This window comes from Dactylosporangium sp. NPDC048998 (assembly GCF_043197855.1).
GTDB lineage: Bacteria > Actinomycetota > Actinomycetes > Mycobacteriales > Micromonosporaceae > Dactylosporangium.
Genome location: NZ_JBICTV010000044.1, coordinates 36,551 through 56,147, shown reverse-complemented (window position 1 = coordinate 56,147; position 19,597 = coordinate 36,551). Strand labels below are relative to the sequence as shown.

Below are 19,597 nucleotides of genomic sequence, written 5' to 3'. Positions count from 1 at the left end.
GCTGCCGCGCCCCCGGGGGCGGGGCGCCGCCGCGGCGGCCCCCGGGGACACGGGCGGGGGGTTTTAAACCGCCCCCATTAACCGCTAACACGGGGGGGGGGGGGGGCGTTCCCGCCCCCGCCCCTCGTTGTTGCTGCTTCGGTACTAGTGGTGCACCGGGTAGAGCGGCTCGCGCGCGACGGTGCCCGCGCTCAGCGACTTCGCCGACAGCGAGAACGCGGTCGGGTCCGGCTGCGGCAGGGCGTCGCAGTTCTTGTCGGGCCGGTCGCCCGACTTGCGCTGCGGCAGCTTGCCGGTGGCGAGGTAGTCCGCGATCGTGTCGTCGATGCACGCGTTGCCGTTGAGCGAGTTCGCGTGCGTGGTCTGGCCGACCTCGGCGAGCAGGCTGCCGTTCGGGAAGAGCCGGCGGGCCTCCAGGCTGCCCTCGAACGGCGTGGCCGCGTCGAGGGTGGTCCCGACGAACAGGACGCTCTTGACCTTCGAGCCGTCGATCTTGACCGGCTTCTGGGCCTTGCCGGGCCAGTAGAGGCACGGCGCGTTGAACCACACGTTGTCCCAGGTCAGGAACGGCGCCTGGAGGAACACCCGCCAGTTGTCGCGCTGCCACTGGTTGTAGCTCTGCGGCCACTGCACGTCGGTGCACTGCACCGCGTTGTAGACCGCGAAGCCGTTGTCGTCGCCGGGGCCGACCCAGTCCTCGTAAGCGGCCACGATCGTGTCGGTGTCGCGGTCGTTGGCCCAGGCCGCGAAGGCGTCCGCCAGCTCGAGCCACGTCGACTGGTAGTAGCCGGCGTACAGGAAGATGTCGGTCCACTCGTCCGGGCCGACCACGCCGCCGGCGGGCTTGATGCGCAGCTGGTTCAGCTCGCTGTACCAGCGCGCCTCGACCTGCTTCGCGGTGGTCCCGAGGTGGTAGACGCTGTCGTACTTGGCCAGCCAGCCGAACCAGATCTTCTCGTTGCGCTCGAAGGCCACGTCCTGGTCGAGGTTCGCCTGGTACCACACGTTGCGCACGTCGACGTTGCCGTCGAGCACCATGCGGCGCACCTTGTCCGGGTGCAGGGTGCCGTAGACCTGGCCGAGGTAGGTGCCGTACGAGAAGCCGTAGTAGTTGATCTGGTTCGCGCCCAGCGCCTTGCGGATCGACTCCATGTCATTGACCGAGTCGACCGTGGTCATGTGGTCGAGCAGCGCGCCGCCGGCCTTGCCGCAGTCCTTGGCGTACTTCTTGGACCGGTTCAGCCAGGTGGTCTCGATGCTCTTGGTGAACGGGATGTACTCGGGCCGCGGGCCGTTGAAGTAGTCGTCGTCGCAGTGCAACGCCGGCACGCTGGAGCCGACGCCGCGCGGGTCGAAGCCGATCCAGTCGTAGGCGGCGCCCGCGCCGTTGGGCACGTACTCGCCCAGGACGGACAGCGTCAGCCCGGACCCGCCGGGGCCGCCCGGGTTGACCAGCATGACGCCCTGGTAGTCCTTGTCGGCGACCTTGTGCTTGATCCGCGAGACCGCGATCTGGATCTTCTGCCCGTTGGGCTTGCTGTAATCCAGTGGGACGGTGAGCAGGCCGCACTCGGCGCCGCGGCGCTGCAAGCCGGCGCTCGCGCACTTGCCCCACGGGATCGAGGCGGCACTGTTGCCGTCGCCCCCGGGCGCGGCGAGAGCGCTCGAGGCCGGCGCGACGGCCGCGAGCGTGGCCGCAGCGGTGAAGAGAACCAGCCCCTTCACGGTTCTGTTTTCCAAGACAACCCTCCCAAATTTGCCCAAATTGGAATGTCTGGGCAAGTGATTCGGGTCAAACAATGTCACGCCGATGCTTTCGGTCTGGGGTGCCGCGCGGAAGCCGTAACACCCTTTCCATCACCCGAGAAAAACCGTGTCGCGCGTCGAATCGACTCCGGTACAACGGTGTGATGCTGCGTAAGTACCCCCGGACGCCCCATCTGCAGGGTTCGCGCCTGCAGCCGGGGGACCACGACCTGGCGCAGGTCCCCTTCGCCGAACTGGCCGGCCGCCCCCTGGTCGTGGAGGAGAAGCTCGACGGGGCCAACGCCGCCATCAGCTTCGATACCGATGGCGGGCTGCTGCTGCAGTCGCGCGGCCATTACCTGACCGGCGGCCCGCGCGAGAAACAGTTCGCCCTGTTCAAGGCGTGGGCGGCCGGAGTGCGCTATCAGCTGTGGCCGGTGCTGCGGGACCGATTCATCCTCTACGGCGAATGGCTCTATGCCAAGCACACCGTCTTCTACGACGCGCTGCCGCATCACTTCTGCGAGTTCGACGTGTACGACCGCCGATCCGAGGTGTTTCTGTCCACGCCGCACCGCCGCGAGCTGCTGGCCGGCCTGGGCGTCGCGTCCGTGCCGGTGCTGCACGAGGGGTCCTTCGCCGACCTCGCCGCGCTCACCAAGCTGGTCGGCCCGTCGACCTGCCGTACCGGCGGCTGGCGGGAGGCCCTGCGGGAGGCGGCGGTCGCCGGCGGCGCCGACCCCGACCAGGTCGTGCGCGAGACCGACATGTCCGACGACATGGAGGGCCTGTACCTCAAGCTCGAGGACGACGACGCGGTGCTCGGCCGCTACAAGTGGGTCCGGCCCAGCTTCCACACGGCGATCCTCGACTCCGGCAGCCACTGGCAGGACCGCCCGATCGTGGCCAACCGGGCGCGGGCGTGAACGCGTTCGAGCGGCTCTGCCCGGCGCCACCGTCCTGGGCCGTGCGCTGGGACGAGCTGCGTGACCTCCGTCCGGAGGCGGACGCGCACGCCCGCCGGACCGTGGAGGCCCTCGCCGGGCTGGACCGGTGGCGGGGCCGCCCGCCGGCCGAGCGGGCGCGGCTGTTCGCCGCCGCCCTGCTCGTGGACGGCGGTGACCCGGATTCGGCCCGCCGCGGCGAGCTCGCCGCCCGGCGGCGGCTGTGGGAGATGGGCGTGCCGATCGCCTGGCGCGAGCACGTGTGCGCGCTCGTGCGCCACCGGAGGCTGCCGTTCGGCGCGCTGGAGCACCCCGACCTCGACCGCGTCGCGTTCCGGGTCAGCCTGCTGGCCCGCAACGACGACCTCGCGCTGCTGGCGACCGCCGACGTGCTCGCGCGGGGCGGCCCCGGCGCCCGGGCGCTGCTCGACGAGGTCGCGCTCTTCATGGAGTACACCCGGGAAATCGGCTGCCTCGACGGACCGCGCGCCTTCGCCTCGGACCATGCGCGGTTCGAATATTTCCGCACCCCGGGCCGTGTGGGTCGAGACCCCGGCTACGCGGCGTTCGACGACACGCGCTTCACGGTGACCGTGATGTCCGGGCTGCCGGGCTCGGGCAAGGACCACTGGATCGCGGCCAACCGGCCCGGGCTGCCGGTGGTCGGCCTCGACGACCTGCGCGACGAGCTCGGCGTGCGGCCGACGGGCGACCAGGGCCCGGTGATCGCGGCGGCGTACGCGCGCGCCCGCGAGCACCTGCGCGCGGCCACGCCGTACGTCTGGAACGCGACGAACGTGACCCGGGCGCTGCGCTCGCGGTGCATCGGGCTGGCCGCCGGCTACGGCGCGCGGGTCGAGGTGGTGAGCGTGGAGGCGCCGCCGGACGTGGTGCACCGGCGCAACCGGGCGCGCCCCCGCCGGGTGCCGGCCACGGTGATCGACCGGCTGGCCGGGCGCTGGGAGCTGCCCGACCCGACCGAGGCGCACGAGGTGCGCTGGGTGCTCAACGAGTAGTCGTGCGCTGCCGCTGCATCGCCAGGGCCTGCAGCGGAGCGGACAAGTTGTGCGACGGGGGCAATCAGGAAAAATCGGCGCACGCCCCGGCCGGTGGCCCGGGTGGTGCCGCGGCCGGCTCAGGCGGCGACGGAGCCGATCACGGCGCCGGGGCGGCGCAGCGAACGCATCGCGCGCACCGTCTTGGCGCCGCCTGCCGGATAGGTCGCGCGGACCTGGGCCAGCGCCCACGCCATGCGGGCGACCGCGGTCTCCGGGTGGTCCCCGAACTCGCTCGCGACCCGCGCGGCGCAGCCCTGGACGCCGATCCGCCGCAGGGTCGCGGCGACCGCCGTGCGGATCTCACCGCCGACCGGCGACTGTGACGACTGCAGGTCCGACGCGAATAGCGCCTCGGCCCGAACGGCCTCGAACGTGGTAGCCATCTCGCACCTCCTGTGCGCTCTGTTCCCTACTGACAATCACGCTAGAAGCGTCCGTGGAGTTCGGGCTCACGGTTTCATGCCACGGTCGTGTGGTAGTCACCCAGCGTTGACCGTGGGGCGGGGTGCAGTCCCCGGCGGGCTGTGACAGGGTTGGGGCCGTGTCGCTGATCCCCAACACGCCGGGCAGCGCGCCCTTGCCGCTGCACCGCGCGGCCCGCATCGAGGACGCGATCCACAACGTCCTCGAGCGGCGGCTGCGCCGGCGCGGGTGGAAGGTCGCGGTCACCGCCTACACCGGGTACGGCGCCTGCGCCACCGCCGAGCGCCCCGGGTGGGTCCGGGTGCTCGGCCGCGTGCTGCTGGCCCGGATCGACCCCAAGCCGGCCAAGCGGCTCAAGAAGCTGCGCGGCTGGCGCTCGTTCACCGCGGTGTCGGTCAGCGACGCCCTGGTGCGCATCGAGGCCGGTGGGCGGACCTGCGAGGTGCGCTGCGACCGCGGCGGGTTCATCGACGTGGTCGTGGAGGCCGACCTCGCGCCCGGCTGGGCGTCCGTCACGCTGCAGAGCGAGAACAGCGCCGCCGTCGAGGCGCCGATCCGGATCATCGACCCCGGCACCACCCGCTTCGGCATCGTCTCCGACGTCGACGACACGGTCATGGTCACCACGCTGCCGCGCCCGCTGCTCGCCGCGTGGAACACGTTCGTGCTCGACGAGCACGCCCGCGCCTCGGTGCCGGGCATGGCGGTGCTGTACGAGCGGCTGGTCAACGCCAACCCGGGCGCGCCGGTCTTCTACCTGTCGACAGGCGCCTGGAACGTGGCCGCGACGCTGACCCGGTTTCTCTCCCGGCACCTGTACCCGGCCGGCCCGCTGCTGCTGACCGACTGGGGCCCACAGCCGGACCGGTTCTTCCGCAGCGGCCAGGCGCACAAGCGCGCGTCGCTGGCCCGCCTCGCCGAGGAGTTCCCGGACATCCGCTGGTTGCTGGTCGGCGACGACGGGCAGCACGACCCGGAGATCTACGCCGAGTTCGCCGCCGAGCACCCCGACAGCGTGGCCGCGGTGGCGATCCGGCACCTCTCGCCGACCCAGGCGGTGCTGGCCGGCGCGTTCCCGGGGGTGGCCGGTAGTTCTAAGCGCTTCCCGCTGAATGACCGCCCCTGGCTGGGCGCCCCCGACGGCGCCGGCCTGTGGCGACTCCTGCGGGACACCGAGATCCTCTGAGCCGCGCCGGGCCGAACCCCTAGCTCCGGCGGCCGGCGGTGGAACTCATCGGCGCGCCGACCTGGTCGATGAGCTCGCCCAGCACCCGCTCGGCCGCGTCGTGCGGCAGATCCCCCTCGCAGAAACGGCCGGTCGACGGTTCCCCTATCGACCGGCCGCCCGCGAACGTGAGGATTACAGGATAGAGAGGTGCACGTGGTTCGTATGGTCGCTGGAGGGGTCTCCGGCGACGCCCGAGTAGTGGTGCCACCCGACCGCCGGCGTCCAAATCTGTTTGAACCAGATGACGTACATGACCCCGAGGCGGTCGGCGTTCTTCACGAAGTACGTCGCCAGGGTGGTTCCGTAGACGTAGTCGTCGCCGGAGGCCACCCCGCCGAAGCCGGGCTTGGTCTGCACCGAGAAGTCGCAGGCGCGGCCCTTCGGGTGCTCGTACGGCCCGCTCGGGCGGTAGCAGGCCACGAACCGCTTGAAGCCGTCCTTCTGCGCCTGCTGCATGGCGTGCAGCATGCGGGGCGTGATGCAGCCCGTGGTCGTGGGGTCTTTGACGCTGCACGACTCCTTGGGCAGCGACCCGTTGGCGTTGCGCGGCACCGGGTCGGCGAGCGGCAGGTTGGCGGTGACGAAGCCCCTGCTCGGCCCACCGGCCTGTGCGAGCGCCTTCTCCGCGGCCTTCTTCTGCTGCTCGATGATGCTCTTCTGCTGTTGCTGCGTGGCGATCTCGTCCTCGATCGCCTTCTTCTGCGCGGCCTGGTTCTCCCGCAGCTGTTTGAGCTGGTGCAGCAGGTTGTCGTTGTGGTGCGCGATCTCGTTGATGGAGCTGGCCCGCTCGGCGAAGCTGTCCGGGGTCTTCGCGTCCATCAGGGCGGCGAACGTGGTGAGGGGGCCGGTGCGGTATGCCGCCGCGGCGATCGCGGCCACCTGCTCCTGGATCGTCGCCAGCTCCGCCTCGGTCGCCTGCAGTTGCGCGGTGAGCTCGCCCTGGTGCTTGACCGAGGCGTTGAGCTGATCGTTGGCCTCGGTCCACTTGCGGGTCGTGTCCTCGAGGACGGAGTTGAGGGTCGGGTTGGCACCGGCGCCCTCGTCGCCGGTGTCGCCGCCGGGCTCGGCCGCGGCGGGCGTGGCGGCGAGCCCCCCGAGCACGATTGCCGCCAGCAGTGCGACGAAAGCGCGCCGGTAGGGATGTCGCGATGACATCTGGTTCGTTGTTCCTTCCGTCGGCCGCCGACCGAGTTAGCTGACGGGTTCGGGACGGAACGACCCCTACCATCCTTCCGAGGAAGGTGGATTCACCCCAACATTACGGTGGGTCCCCGGCTCGCCACGGTGCGACGATTAGGCGGCAGCCCCGCCCGGCACCGGGGGCGGTGCCCTCGTGGACGTGACCGTGGGTCACTGTACCCAGGGCGCCGAAATCGCGCACCGCACCGTTTGTGCGGACTTCCCCGCAACCTCGCGCACAGTGGCCGATAGTGACCCAGATCACGGCCGAATGGCCCAGTCCTTGCCCGGCTGTGCCGCGAGGCCGTCGACGAGCGACCGCGCCGGCGATGCAACAGCCGGGGCTCGCCGCCGCGTGCAGTTCGGTGACGGCATGCGCACGGGAGGAGTTCCGCGTGGAGTTCGACGACTACGTACGGCAGCGCGGCGCCGCGCTGGTGCGGCTGGGGCGTCTGCTCACCGGCGACCGGCACCAGGGCGAGGACCTCGCGCAGGATGTGCTCGCCAGGGCGTTCGTGCGCTGGGAACTGATCGCGGCCGACCCGCCGGACCCGTACCTGCGCCGGATGCTCGTCAACGCCGCCATCTCCCGGTGGCGGCTGGCGTCCAGCCGGGAGGTCGCGGTGGCCGAGCCGTACGACACTCCCGGCCCCTGCGACCTGGGCGCGGAGGCCGCCGAGCGCGACGCGACGTGGCGGCTGATCCGCGCCCTGCCGCCGAAACAGCGCGCCGCCGTCGTGCTGCGCTACTACGAGGACCTCGACGACACAGCCATCGCGGAGCTACTCAACTGCAGCCGGGAGACCGTGCGCAGCCAGGTGAAACGCGCCCTGGACTCGCTGCGCGCCCGGCTCGCCGAAGAAGGATCCGACGCCGGCTCGGCCGGCCTGACGCTCAACGGAGGGAAGTCGTGACCGGACTCGACCGGGTGGTCACCGAGACGCTGGCCCGGGTCGCCGACGACGACGTGCACGTCGAGCGGCTACTGGCCGGGGCGAGGGCGGGCGGCATCCGCTACCGCAGGCGCCGCCGCCTGGCGATCGCGGCGGGCGCGGCGTTCTCCGTCGCCGCCGTGGGTACCGCCGTCGCCCTGACCACCGCGCTGCTGCCCACCACGGCGGGCGGCATGCCGGCGGCGCCACCCGCCACGACCGCCGTACCGTCGGCCGCGCCCAGTGCGACGCCTACGACCGCCGCCGCGCTGCCGCAGACGACGGCGCCGCCGCTCCTGCCGCCCGCCGATGGGGCGCCGAGCGCGCTGAGCGACCCCGCCCAGGTCGGCCGCCCGTGGCTGGTGCATCTCAGTATGGACGTCCTGCCGTTTCCCGCGACCGTCGTGCATTACCAGACGTCCACCGACGGCGAGTGGGTGCAGCTCCAGGGCGAGTTGTCCGGCACGCCCAAGACGCTGTCGATGCTGTACGTCCGGCTTTCCCGCGGTACCACGGACTTCGAGCCGCTCACCGGTGAGCAGAAGTCCGTCGTCGTCGACGGCCGCCCCGGCACGTTCGCGTACGATTCCCGGTCCGGCACCGGCACGCTGCGCTGGCGCCTCGCCAACGGCCTCTGGCTGCAGGTGTACGGCCAACTCGACGAGGCCGCGACGCTGGCGGTGGCGAACGGCGTGCGCCTCGACCGCACGTACCGCTGCGCTGTGCCGTTCCGCCTGCCGTCGGTACCCGCCGGCACCAGGGCGGCCGCGTGCGGCACGACGTTCTTCGGGTCGGAGCGCAGTACCGTGATGGCCATCGCGATCGGCGACTCGTACGTCTCGTTCACCACGGAGCTCCGCAACGGCTCAGCCGCCGGGGCGGCCAACGAGACGCTCGGCGGCCGCCGGGCCCAGGTCCTCGAGCACCCCGGCGACGGCGGCCACCCGATCCTGGAGATCCACATGGGGATGGGCGGTGGCGTGACGCTGTCGATGGTCGCCGCCGGCTCCTACAACCGATCGGTCGTACGTGAACTCGCCGCGACCCTGCAGTGGCTGGGCGGCGACGACCCGGCAGCGTGGCCGGAGAACCCCCTGCCGAATCCGTGACACCGGTCCTCGCGCCCGCCGAGCCGGCCAGCGGGCCGGCTACAGGCGGGTCGCGGCCTGGACCAGTCCGGCGAGGGCCCTGGAACGGCTGTGCGGCGGCGGTCGGCGGCGTCGACCGCGTCGAGGGCGGCCCGGCCCTCGCGCAGCAGCACCGACTCGGCCTCGGTCAGCCTGACGGTGCGGCTGGTGCGTTCGAGCAGCGTCCTTAGCTTCCGCTGCCGTACGGACGTGTGAGGATCTCGAGGAAGTGCCCGCTGGGATCCTGCCAGTACACGCCTCGACCGCCGTCACGGGTGTTGATCTCGCCCGGCCAGCGCCGAGACGGATCGGCCCAGTAGGACAGGCCGCGAGCACGGATCCGATCGAAGATCACGTCGAATTCGGTCTCGCTGACCAGGAATGCGTAGTGCTGCGGGTGGACCGGCCCGTGGTCGTCGGCGAAGTCGAGGGAGACGTCGTTGTCGACCTGTACGGTCAGGAACGGCCCGAAGGGTGTCGGCTTGTCGAGGCCCAGGATCTCGGCGAAGAATTCCGCCGACTCCTGCTTGTCCCGGACCGACACGATGGTGTGGTTCAGTTGGATGGCCATACCCCCATAGTCCGCCGCTGCCAGCGGACGGACCACTGGTACGCAAGGTGAAGTCGCTGGCCACCGGTCCCACAGCGAGATGGCCAATGCGAAACTGTCGGCCCGGTCACTCGTGGTGCGGTTTCCTCGCCCTTCCGCTTGTTGGTGCACATACTGTTTGTGCACCAACCTTTTGGTGTGGCGGAGCGCAGGCGACCCGCCGTCGAGCGAACTACCGCATCAACCTGCATAGGAGACGAGTTGAGCATCAGGCTTGGCGACGAAGCGCCGAACTTCACCGCGGAGACCACCGAAGGGCAGATCGACTTTCACGACTGGAAATCGGGCACATGGGCGGTCCTGTTCAGCCACCCCGCCGATTTCACCCCGGTCTGCACCACCGAGCTCGGACGTACCGCCGCGCTCAAAGGTGAGTTCGCGAAGCGCAACGTGAAGGCGATCGCCGTCTCGGTCGACCCCGTCGAGCACCACCATGACTGGTCGAAGGACATCGCCGAAGTTGGCGGCACCCCCGTGAACTTCCCGATCATCGCTGACCAGGACCGCAAGGTCAGCGAGCTCTACGGCATGATCCACCCGGGCGAAGGTGACACCTCCACCGTCCGTGCCGTATTCGTCATCGACCCGAACAACAAGGTTCGCACGACGCTGACCTACCCGAAGTCCGTGGGCCGCAACTTCACCGAGATCGTGCGCATCATCGACGCGCTGCAACTGACCGACCGCGCGCCAGTCTCGACGCCAGTCGACTGGCAGCCCGGCAACCGGGTCATCGTCGCCCCGACGATGTCGACCGAGGACGCCAAGCAGCGCTTCCAGCAGGTCGAGGAGATCAAGCCGTACCTGCGGTGGGCCGCCGAGCCATCGGCCTGACCCGCACCTGTCCGGCCCGGCGGTCCGCTTCGGTCGCCGGGCCGGACAACGGGCGAGGATCAGTCAGGAATGCGGCGGAAGTAGCCGTTGGACGGGGGCAGGGCCAGCAACACCGCGGCCACGACGGCCGCGACCAGCCCGGCTGCGGCGAGCGACACCGTCGTGTGGACGTACCACGTCGGAATTGCATCGCGGACCCACCGACCATGGGCGCCGGCGAGCTGACGGACGGTCGGCGATGAACCGCTGAGGCCCGGAACCACCCAGCAGAAGCTGAGGACGCAGGCCACCCACGCCACAACTCGCCCCCAGTTGTACGGACGGCCCAGGAGCAGGGCCGGCACTCCATAGATCACGGCCAGGGACACTCCGCTCACGACACCGTCCAACACAAGGGACGTCGCGTCAGAGTCACCTTGGTCCATGGCTTCGGAGCAGCACGCCCTGGCGAACTCGTCGTGTACGAGCAGGCCGAGCAGACAAGAAACGAGCACCGTCACCGCCAGCGTCAACAGCGACAGCCTGGCGGCGGTCACCGTGCCCGGGCGTGGGTCCAACCGCATCCAAACAGCATCCAAACTCACGAACCTCTGCACATCGACCGAGCGGCCGATGTTGACGCCCGTCACTCGTTCCGCGACAAGGGCAGCCGCTGGATGATGTGCGGGGGTCACCGGTTTGCCGCTAACGATCAGCGGGCAGGTGTCGGCCGGGCTGGAAGTGGGGGTCGCCTGGTGGCCGTCGAGGGAACCTGGACGTTGTTGATCGATACGCCGATCGGCGAGCAGGAGGCCATACTCGTGCTGCACCGTGACGGCGACCGGCTGACCGGGTCACTCGACCACCGAACGACCAGCCTGGAGATCACCGACGGGATGATTTCGGGTGACGATGCCGGGTGGAAAGTCGAGAAAACGCTGAACAAGCTGCTGAAGATGAAAGTGACGGTCGCGTTCGCGGTCACCGTTGAGGGCGACAGCATGCGTGGCAAGGCGGATGCCGGGAAGTTCGGCACATTCGACGTGAAGGGCCTACGCGGTTGACTTATCGGGCCTGACTTACCGGGCCTGGCCTTCCAACGCGTTGAAAGGCCAGGCCCGCACTCTAGCCGGACCGGCTACAGGCCGCGGTCAGCCGGCGGACTTCCATGGGCCATTGGGCGTACCGGGCGTTTCGTTGCGGGTCCACCATTGGGCGACGTACGTCTTGCCTTGATACACGACGATGTCCCCGGCGTTGTAGATGCCGGACGGGGTCCAGATCGTCGCGCCGTCCGGCGCGGTCGCCGTCTCCTTCCACGGGCCGTTCGGATCGCCCGGCTGCTGGTTGCGGGTCCACCATTCGGCGACGTATGTCTTGCCCTGGTACTTGACGGCGTCCCCCTTGTTGAAGATCCGTGACGGGGTCCAGATCGTCGCGCCGTCGTCCGCCGTGGCGATCTGCTGCCACGCGCCATTCGGATCGCCCGGCGCCTGGTTGGTTGTCTTCCACAAAGCCGTCCAGAACGAGCCCTGGTAGGTCACCCAGTCGCCGGAGGAGTACGTCGTGGCAGCGCTCCAAGCCGGCACCGCCGGGCCGACCAGGTTGCCCACGCCCCAGCGGGCGGTGGTCTGGTAACCCGTGCCCGTCGGCTCGGCCCACGAATGCACCGCTGTGCGTGCGCCGTTCGTGCCGTCGTTGACCTGGAAGTCAAGGCCCTGGAACGTGCCGATGCCGCCGTGGCCGGCCAGGGTCACCGCCGCCTCGACGATGTATCCGGTGGCGGTCAGCTTCGTCGCGCTGCGCAGGCGGGCCTCCTGAGCGGCCGCGTCGCCCGTGCCGAACGAGTGGACGTTGTTCACGTTGATCCGGATCTGCGCGTCCTCGGCCCGGTAGGACCCGTTCTTCGCGTTACCGGGATCGATGAACAGCTCCACCGAGTCCTGCTCGTACGCGTTCGACGACGAGGCGTCGATGTGCGGGTCGGTCACCACCGCGAGGACGTACAAGGTGTCGTTCTGCCACAGGGTGCGCACGTCCGCGGTCGCGCCGGCGGAATCGCCGGACTGCAGTTTGCCGGTGTGCACGACCTTGGCGTCGGCCCATGCGGCGTCGATGTCGCCGTCGATCGACGGTGCCTGCCGAGCCTGTACGACCTGGAGGTACGAGAGCGGTTCGATGTACGACAGGGTGCCGAGCGCGCCCGGGGAATTCCAGGCGCCCAGGACGTTGCCGCCGGAGAGCACCCGAACATCGAGGCCGCCCGTACCGCCCTGCGTGACGCCCGAGTGCGGCAGATGGACGACCGCCCGCCAACCAGCGCCGTTGCCGCTCACCACACCGGGCACGTCGCCGGTGCCGTCCTTGCGGAACGTCAGCTCCTTTCCGGCGTACGCGAACTGGATCGCGTCGGCCTTGTCGCCGGCCACGGTGACCAGCGCGGTGAGGTGGTCGGCGTTCCAGCGCAGGCCGAAGGAACCGACCCCGTCGCCGATCGGCAGCGGCGGCAGCTGCTGCCACTCGATCGCGTTGAACGCCGACGCGCCGAGGGCGACATCGCCGCCGAAGACGTTCGCCGTGCGCAGGCGCGCCGGCAGGTGAGCCGGGTCGGCGATGCCGTAGTAGGCCGGCTTCGCCTGGAGCTGCCCGTCGAAGAGGAGCGGTGCCTGCGACGAGCGCCAGGAGCGCGCATCGTCGATGCCCCAGACCGTCGCGGAGAACAAGTGGTGCGCCCGGAAGACCTTGAACGCGTCCTGGTAGAAGTAGCCCTGGTCGATGATTTCGGCCTGGGTCACCGGGGTGGCGAGCGTGACGTCGAGCTCGGTCACCGCCTGCACCACCGGCAGATCGGTGAACCGGTCCAGGGCCGCGCCGAGCGAGCTGATGGACGTCGTCTGGCTGAGGTGGAACTGATGGCCCACGCCGTCCACGGGCACGTTACGGGTCTTCAGGCGTTGCACGAGGGCGTGATAACGGTCCTGCTTGCCACCCTGCTCCGAGTTGAAGTCGTTGATGAACAGTTTGATCGGGCGGTCGGCGCCGCTGGCGGCGTGGTCGACGTCGAACGCCTGGTTGGCGAACTGGAAGGCGAGATCGATGTAGCTCTCCCCCAGGATCCGGTACCACTCGCTGCGACGCAGGCCGTCGGCGTTCTCGGCGGTGTCGGCGACCACCTCGTTGACGACGTCGAACGCGACGAGCGGGTTGCCGGCACCGAACTTGCCGTAGTTGGTGGCGAGCCAGTTGGCCACGTTGAAGATGTGGTCATGCAGGCGCTGGGTCAGGATCGCCCGGCCGGTCGCGTCGGCCGGCAGCGGGTTGCCCTGGTCGTCCTGGAAGAACCAGGCCGGCGTCTGCTGGTACCACACCAGCGTGTGCCCGTAGACCCGCAGGTGGTTGTCCCGCGCGAAGTTCATGATGGCGATCGCGTCCGAGCTCGGCCGGAACTTGCGGTCCGCGTCGTACCACGCATCGGGCTTGAAGTGGTTCTCCGGGGTGACCTGGTCGAAGTGCTTGAGCAGCAGCTGCGACGGGTTGCCCGTGGTCTCCCTGCTGTCGATCGCCACGCCGACCGGGAAGTCCACCGTGTCTTTGATCGGCGTGAGGTCCTGGACCACGCTGGGCTGCGTGGTGATCTGGACGTCGTCGATGAGATACGTGTACGGCACGTTCGGGTCGAGGTTCCCGGTGCCGATGTACAGCTGCAGCGTCGTGGGGTCGGTGCCCGCCGGCGCCGAGCCCGGCGCGGTCCAGTCGGCGGTGAGGGTGGTCCAGCCGTCCGCCGTCATCGTGGTGTTGCCGATCCACTCGTACTGCGGCTTCATCACGAAGCGCACGCCCGCTGACCCGGCCGTGCCGGGGGCCAGGCGCGCCTTCATCGACAGCGTGTACGTCTTGCCGGCCTGGAACAGGCCGGTCGGGCTCTGGATGCCGACGTAGTCCGCATTGCGGTTGTTGACGCTGAGCACCTTCCCGCCGTCCGGGCCGGGAATCACGGTGAGCGTGCCGGTGCCGCCGCCGCTCTGTGTCCAGGTGCCGGTGGTTCCGTCCTCGAAGTCGACCTTGCTCACCACGGTCGCCGGCGGGGTGGTCGGCCCCCCGGTGACGGACACGTCGTCGAGCAGGAACGCGGTGGTGGCGCCCTCGGCCTCGACATAGAGGGTGGCGGCGCTCTGACCGGCGGGGAAGGTGTAGCTGCCGCCGATCTTCACCCACGTGCTGGCGGTGGTGGGGGTGCTGTCACCGATCCAGTCGTAGCTGTCGCCGCTGCCATCCGCCGGGGTGCGCTGCACGCTGAAGTGGATCCCCGTGGAGCCGCTGGTACCCGCCGGAAGCTTGACCCAGCCGGTCACCGAGTAGGTGGCGCCGGCGCGGAACAAGTCGGTCGCGCTGGTCGCGGGCCCGTTCCAGTTGGCGGTACGACCGGTCACGGAAAGACTGTGCGAGCCGCCGTGCGCTTCATCCGAGAGCGCCAGGGTCACCGGCCCGCGTGTGCCCCACGGCGTGTACCCGGACTCGAAGTTGCTGGACAGCAACACCGCGTCATCCGCCCTGGCGACGCCTTGGACGAACCCGGCCAAAACGATCGCGGTAGCGATGATCATGACAGGGTGACGCCTGGGAGAACGTTGTCGATAACGTTTTACAAGACCCATGAGAACTCCTGGCACGGCAGGTTGTTGGGGGACGACGCAGGACCAACGCCGGCGCTACCGCGCTGGTACGTGCGACGCGGCGATGCTATCCATGTCAGTCGAACGGCGTCGAGGGCCAGAAATACCTGCATCCGACCCTCGGCACCGCGGAGGAGTTCTCCATGTCGAGATTGCGCGACTGGTCAACGGCGAGTCGGTGCCGGTCGAGAAAGTTTCGCGGCAGGCGGTGAAGGGTCTGCCCGGGCCGGCGCCGCGATAGCGCCGGCCCGGTGAGGTCAGCGGGCGCCCGCTACCGCCACATCGGGATACAGCAGCTCAAGCTCGCCCGACAGGGCAGCCTTGACCTGCCGGGCCCGGTCGCCGGCGAGGACTTCGGGCGCGCGGGCCTGGACACCGTCCAGGGCTGCCGCGGCCACCACCGCGGGGTCGAGCTTGCCGGAAGGGTCGACGTCGTCGGCCATGTCGGTGTCCATGTAGCCGACGTGGAGTGCCGTCACGTCGATGCCGGCGGGTGCCAGCTCCTGCCGGATCACGTTCGTCATCGCCCATTCGGCGGCCTTGGCCGCGCTGTACCCTCCGTAGCTGGGGCGGTGGACCCAGGAGAGTACGGACAGCACGTTGAGGATCGCGCCGCCGCCGTTCTTGGCCAGTATCGGGGCGAACGCGCGGGTCACGGCCAGGGTGCCGTAGAAGTGTGTGTCCATCTCTCGCCTGATGTCCGCGAGGTCACCGTTGATCAGGCCTACGTGGGTACTGATGCCCGCATTATTGATCAACAGCGTGACATCCTGTGTGGCGGACGCGGCCGCGGCCACGGAAGCGGAATCCGTGATGTCCAGCCGCACCGGTATCACGCCCGGTAGGTCGACGATCGAGGGGTTGCGGGCCGCGGCGTACACCTTTGCGGCTCCACGGTCGAGCAGTTGCGCGGCGAGGTGCCGTCCGAAGCCGCGGTTGGCACCGGTCACGAACGCGTTCGAGTTCTTGATGTCCATGGCGTCTTCCTCCTCGCGTCGGCTTGGAAGAGCGAACCCAGCATGCTGGGTGGCACACTGCTGCTCGGACTGCGCCTCTCAGGCTTGGGCGACCACGGGACTTTGTCACCTATTGCAGGTTTACACCCGTCCTACCCGTTTAGCGACTACGGGATAGATCGCACGCATGACGCCACCATCAGCGGGTAAAGGAATCCTTCGGGATAGGCGAAGGAGGGCGGCGTGATGCACATTGCCCGCCCGCTGTCGCACGGGCAGCCGCGACGGTCAGGTCCGGCGCTCGCGGCGGGGCTGCGGATGCTGCTGTGGTGGATCGGACACGGGCTCGCGCTGGCGTCACGGTTCAGTACACCGGTCCGGTCGCAGATCACGCGCAGTCTCACGGTCGAGATCTCCACCGACGACGGTGTCGCGAGGCACTGGGTTTTCGACAGCCGGCGGCGCCTCGTTTCCGTGACCGCCGGGCGGGCCGAGGCTCCCGACCTCGCGCTCCGGTTCACCAGTAGCGGCCAGGCACTTCGCGACCTGACGTCGCCACGTGCGATGGACCGCATCATGGTCAACCTGATGCATGGAGCCGTCCGGCTCGAGGGCAGCGTGATGATCCTGGCGTGGTTCCACGGCCTGACGCGGAGGCTGGTGCCCATCGGCCGACCGGGTTCCCGTCGGCAGGCTCTTCCGGGCGCGTACCTGGCACATGACCCAGCCTCCAACGGCGTCGAGAAGATCACGATCGAGCCGGCCGTACGGCAGCTGGATCCGCGCTGGACCCGCGCCTGGAATTCGCGGGCCAAACTCTGGCTCGTGCGCGGGGCCAGCGGCGAACCGCTTCGGGACCCGTGATGAGCAGCGTTGCCAAGACGGTCAAGGCGAGGCAGCCGGCGGCTGGGTTGAACGACCGCACCCTGGGCTGGCTGCGGTTCATGTGGGACAAGGCGACGACCCCTGACGACTGGAGTGACCTGGGCGAACCCCACCCATGGTGGGATCGTTACAGCGCGCCGCCGATGTGCGTCTTTCCCCGGTTCGACGTCGCATACATGGGTTACGTCCTTCCGCTCATGCTCGAAGCGACCCCGGCGTGGCGGGAGGCCTACACCCGGATCGCGGACGAACTCATCCGCCGCTATGTCTCGTTCTGGGGCGCCGTTGACTGGTGCACGCTGATCGGGCCCGATCCCGGTGTGGACCGCTACCCGCCCGAGTGGCTGGTCAATGTCCCCGAGCCGCTTCGTGGTCGCTACGCGATTCCGGGATGGACCGGAAACGGGGTCGAGCCGTGGGGGCTGCAGCCGGACCCGGTCGGCGCCGACGGCAACCTGTTCTACCGGGGCTGGCTGAACCTGTTGCTCGGAATACGCCGCTATGTATCCGGTGAGACCGGCGAGTCCCAGCCACTCGACATCACCGGCTACCAGAACCGGCAGTTCACCTGGACCCACAAGCGGATCGCAGAGTTCATCTCCGCCCAGTTCCGGACCCGTCCACAGGGCCCGCACTGCGAAAACACCAAGATCTGGCCATTCTGCGTCAGCGCGTCCGGGCTCGGCCTGAAGCTCTACGACGTGCTGCTCGGAACCACCCTGCACGAGCCGTTCCCGCGCTGGGTCGAGTATGCCCGCCAACACTATGTGAGCCTGACGAGCACCGGCGAGCTGGACACGTTCGCGTCCTACTACGACCCGATAGAACAACGCCGCATGTCGCTGCCCGGCCCCTTGGCGGCCTATGGCGTGCTTCCCTGCCTGTTGCATCTGTACCCGCAAGACCGCGAGTTCGCCGTCTGGCTGTATGAGCTGGCGATGCGCCGACTCGGCTGGAACAACCCTGATATACCCCTGAGCAGGCTCGGCCCCGGCCCGCAGCAGCTGTCTGCCGCCTTGTGGATGGCACGCGAAGTCGGGGACATCGGGATCGAGGACCGCATCCGGGCTATCGTCGAGCGGGACTTTCAGCCCCGGTTCTTCGGCGACGAGAACGACCGTTTCGCATTCTGGTTCGGCTATGACTCCACCTGGCCCCGCGGACAGATCAACGCCACAATGATGCTCACCGAGTGCGCCTGCCCGGGGGCGTGGTGGCGGGTCTTCAACCAGCCCAACGTCGCACTGGCTTCGGAACCGGCCCTCCGCGGTGTCGACTACCCGAGCATCGGCATCCGCCGAGCCCAGAACGATATGGCCCAGCACGTGCTCAACATCGAGACCACGGCCGTCACACCGTCTCGGCGAGGGAATCCCACCAGCTTCACGGTCGACCAGCTCCCCGGCCCGGATGAGGTATCGGTCACCGTCGACGGCCAGGACTCGTCCGGCTGGCACGTGACCGGCAGGAATTCCATCCGGCTCGACCTGGACGTCGGCGAACACCAGATCCGCGTCGCCTTCCCGGGGGCGGCCGCCTCGCCGGCGCTCCACTCATCACCACCGTGACCAGCGCCGACGTTGTAGGAGCCGGCCGGGCCGCGCGGGGAGAGCCGTCGGGAACCGCCACCTGGGGGTCGGGCAAGTACCTGGTGTACTGACCGACAGCCGAGAGGCCTGATGTTCGATGACCAGACCAACCGAGGCAGCGGTGGCCACCGAACCGGGGAGCGACTCCGCGATCATCGTGCGGTCCTCGCGCCGAGGGCGCGGAGGGCGCGGGCCGCCGGGCTCCGGCCCGGTCCCGCCGGCCGCTCTTCGTGACGGTCGCGGGCCTGACGACGGCCGCGGCCGCTGCGCTCGTCGTGGCGCTGACCCTGCCGGGCTCGCCAGGCGGCCAGACCGGGACGGGGATCCCACCCACCTCGACCGGCTCGCCGGCACCAGTCGTGCTCAAGCCGGTCTCCGTCGCCGAGGTGCTCGACCTGGCTGCCGCCGCCGGCGGCGGGGTCGCCCCGGGACCCGGGCAGTTCGTCGTCACCGAGTCGGTCGTGATGGCCACGGCGGAGTTCGGTGACGGTGGCCGCTACCTGTACCGTGCGAAACTCACCAGCTGGATCTCCGCCGACAACACCCGTCCCGGCGCGGCCCGGTCGGAGCAGCTGGAGCCGTTGGCCTATCCGGGCCTGCCGATCCCGCCGCAGGCGCCGCGCGCGGGCACCGTTGACCTGCACCTGATCTGCCCGGTGAAGGGCAACGTCGCACGGCAGGACTACGCCTACTACGCGACCCTCCCGGCTGACCCGACGGGTATGTTGGCGTACTTCGCGCGATTCCCCGGCGGTGGCGGCGACAAGAACTTCTACCTGTGGAAGGCCGGCGGCGAGCTTGCCGATGCCGCGATGCCCGCGGCCCAGCGCACCGCGGTGTTCCAGGCGTTGAAGCTCATCCCCGGTACTCAGCTGGTCGGCGACGTGCAGGACGTGGTGGGCCGCACCGGCACCGCGATCGGCTACGTCGACGCCCGGCGCGGCCTGCGGCACGAGCTGATCTTCGACCCAGTCACGTTCCGACGCCTCGGCTCCCGCGACGTCGTCGTCGATGCCGCCAAGGCCCAGGCACCGGGGGGCACCGTGCTCGGCGCGACCGCGCTGCTCTCGGTCACGGTCGCCGACGAGGCACCCGCGGCCCCGCCCGGTCCGAAGCAAGGCGGCTGCGAATGATCTCTGGTCGCCGTCGCCAGACCCTGCTCGACCAGCCGCTTCGGCTCGTCGTACAGCTTGCGCTCGGCGCGGGGCCAGAACCAGCTGAGGCTCGAGACGACGTGGGCGGCCGGGCGGACGTGCGCCGCCGGCGACCGCGTCGCCTACGTCACGTACCGCTGCCTGCAGGGTCACACCGCGCACCGGGATGGGAGCCGCCGAACGTACTCGCGCCGCGGCAGTCCGTGTAAGCGATCAAGGTCACAAGTCAGAGAGCGGGCAACCCCTCGACGAACCGGTTCCGACCCGGTAGGCCTTCCCG

Annotated in this window: 16 protein-coding genes, 1 pseudogene and 1 riboswitch; of the genes and pseudogenes, 10 read left to right on the top strand and 7 right to left on the bottom strand. The window is 69.7% G+C overall.

Annotated elements, in window-relative coordinates:
• Positions 1-144: 144 nt before the first annotated feature.
• Positions 145-1,725 (bottom strand): alpha/beta hydrolase, encoded by a 1,581-nt coding sequence (locus ACGFI8_RS43440; protein ID WP_392813778.1) that lies wholly within the window; start codon positions 1,723-1,725, stop codon positions 145-147.
• A gap of 185 nt (positions 1,726-1,910) precedes the next feature.
• Between ACGFI8_RS43440 and ACGFI8_RS43435 the strand changes: the two genes are divergently transcribed.
• The gene (locus tag ACGFI8_RS43435) at positions 1,911-2,672 is read left to right on the top strand and encodes an RNA ligase family protein (protein WP_392813776.1); all 762 of its coding nucleotides are present in this window, start codon (positions 1,911-1,913) and stop codon (positions 2,670-2,672) included.
• The gene (locus ACGFI8_RS43430) at positions 2,669-3,706 is read left to right on the top strand and encodes an AAA family ATPase (protein WP_392813773.1); all 1,038 of its coding nucleotides are present in this window, start codon (positions 2,669-2,671) and stop codon (positions 3,704-3,706) included. Before ACGFI8_RS43435 ends, ACGFI8_RS43430 begins: the two co-directional genes overlap by 4 nt.
• A 119-nt stretch (positions 3,707-3,825) precedes the next feature.
• On the opposite strand, the gene ACGFI8_RS43425 is transcribed toward ACGFI8_RS43430, so the two are convergent.
• Positions 3,826-4,131 (bottom strand): hypothetical protein, encoded by a 306-nt coding sequence (locus ACGFI8_RS43425; protein WP_392813771.1) that lies wholly within the window; start codon positions 4,129-4,131, stop codon positions 3,826-3,828.
• 164 nt (positions 4,132-4,295) lie between these two features.
• Here ACGFI8_RS43425 and ACGFI8_RS43420 point away from each other — a divergent pair, with 164 nt between their 5' ends.
• Entirely contained in the window at positions 4,296-5,357 is a 1,062-nt protein-coding gene (locus tag ACGFI8_RS43420) for an App1 family protein (RefSeq protein ID WP_392813782.1), read from the top strand.
• 174 nt (positions 5,358-5,531) lie between these two features.
• Here the strand turns inward: ACGFI8_RS43420 and ACGFI8_RS43415 are convergent, their stop codons facing one another.
• Positions 5,532-6,554: a coiled-coil domain-containing protein gene (locus ACGFI8_RS43415; RefSeq protein WP_392813769.1), complete on the bottom strand. Its 1,023-nt coding sequence runs from the start codon at positions 6,552-6,554 to the stop codon at positions 5,532-5,534.
• Positions 6,555-6,563: 9 nt separating this feature from the next.
• A riboswitch (cyclic di-AMP (ydaO/yuaA leader) is annotated at positions 6,564-6,709 on the bottom strand.
• Between the two features lie 264 nt (positions 6,710-6,973).
• Here ACGFI8_RS43415 and ACGFI8_RS43410 point away from each other — a divergent pair.
• Both ACGFI8_RS43410 and ACGFI8_RS43405 read left to right on the top strand, forming a co-directional pair.
• Positions 6,974-7,492, top strand: a complete 519-nt coding sequence (locus ACGFI8_RS43410) for a SigE family RNA polymerase sigma factor (RefSeq protein ID WP_392813766.1) — start codon at positions 6,974-6,976, stop codon at positions 7,490-7,492.
• A complete protein-coding gene (locus ACGFI8_RS43405; protein ID WP_392813765.1) occupies positions 7,489-8,619 on the top strand; it encodes a hypothetical protein in 1,131 nt (376 codons plus the stop codon). Before ACGFI8_RS43410 ends, ACGFI8_RS43405 begins: the two co-directional genes overlap by 4 nt.
• A 205-nt stretch (positions 8,620-8,824) precedes the next feature.
• Here the strand turns inward: ACGFI8_RS43405 and ACGFI8_RS43400 are convergent, their stop codons facing one another.
• Positions 8,825-9,208 (bottom strand): VOC family protein, encoded by a 384-nt coding sequence (locus ACGFI8_RS43400; RefSeq protein WP_392813764.1) that lies wholly within the window; start codon positions 9,206-9,208, stop codon positions 8,825-8,827.
• Positions 9,209-9,448: 240 nt separating this feature from the next.
• Between ACGFI8_RS43400 and ACGFI8_RS43395 the strand changes: the two genes are divergently transcribed.
• Positions 9,449-10,081 (top strand): peroxiredoxin, encoded by a 633-nt coding sequence (locus tag ACGFI8_RS43395; RefSeq protein WP_392813780.1) that lies wholly within the window; start codon positions 9,449-9,451, stop codon positions 10,079-10,081.
• A gap of 59 nt (positions 10,082-10,140) precedes the next feature.
• On the opposite strand, the gene ACGFI8_RS43390 is transcribed toward ACGFI8_RS43395, so the two are convergent.
• Entirely contained in the window at positions 10,141-10,644 is a 504-nt protein-coding gene (locus ACGFI8_RS43390) for a hypothetical protein (protein ID WP_392813763.1), read from the bottom strand.
• A 171-nt stretch (positions 10,645-10,815) separates the two neighbouring features.
• Between ACGFI8_RS43390 and ACGFI8_RS43385 the strand changes: the two genes are divergently transcribed.
• Entirely contained in the window at positions 10,816-11,124 is a 309-nt protein-coding gene (locus ACGFI8_RS43385; protein WP_392813760.1) for a hypothetical protein, read from the top strand.
• Positions 11,125-11,211: 87 nt separating this feature from the next.
• On the opposite strand, the gene ACGFI8_RS43380 is transcribed toward ACGFI8_RS43385, so the two are convergent.
• A complete protein-coding gene (locus tag ACGFI8_RS43380; RefSeq protein ID WP_392813757.1) occupies positions 11,212-14,730 on the bottom strand; it encodes an endo-1,4-beta-xylanase in 3,519 nt (1,172 codons plus the stop codon).
• Between the two features lie 260 nt (positions 14,731-14,990).
• Complete coding sequence (locus ACGFI8_RS43375) at positions 14,991-15,710, bottom strand: SDR family oxidoreductase (protein ID WP_392813754.1); 720 nt, start codon at positions 15,708-15,710, stop codon at positions 14,991-14,993.
• 297 nt (positions 15,711-16,007) lie between these two features.
• Here ACGFI8_RS43375 and ACGFI8_RS43370 point away from each other — a divergent pair, with 297 nt between their 5' ends.
• From ACGFI8_RS43370 to ACGFI8_RS43360, 3 genes and pseudogenes are all read left to right on the top strand, one after another.
• Entirely contained in the window at positions 16,008-16,553 is a 546-nt protein-coding gene (locus ACGFI8_RS43370) for a hypothetical protein (RefSeq protein WP_392813752.1), read from the top strand.
• A 47-nt stretch (positions 16,554-16,600) separates the two neighbouring features.
• Positions 16,601-18,142: a hypothetical protein gene (locus ACGFI8_RS43365; protein ID WP_392813749.1), complete on the top strand. Its 1,542-nt coding sequence runs from the start codon at positions 16,601-16,603 to the stop codon at positions 18,140-18,142.
• 221 nt (positions 18,143-18,363) lie between these two features.
• Positions 18,364-19,296, top strand: a pseudogene (locus tag ACGFI8_RS43360) (CU044_5270 family protein); the annotation flags it as partial.
• Positions 19,297-19,597: the final 301 nt, after the last annotated feature.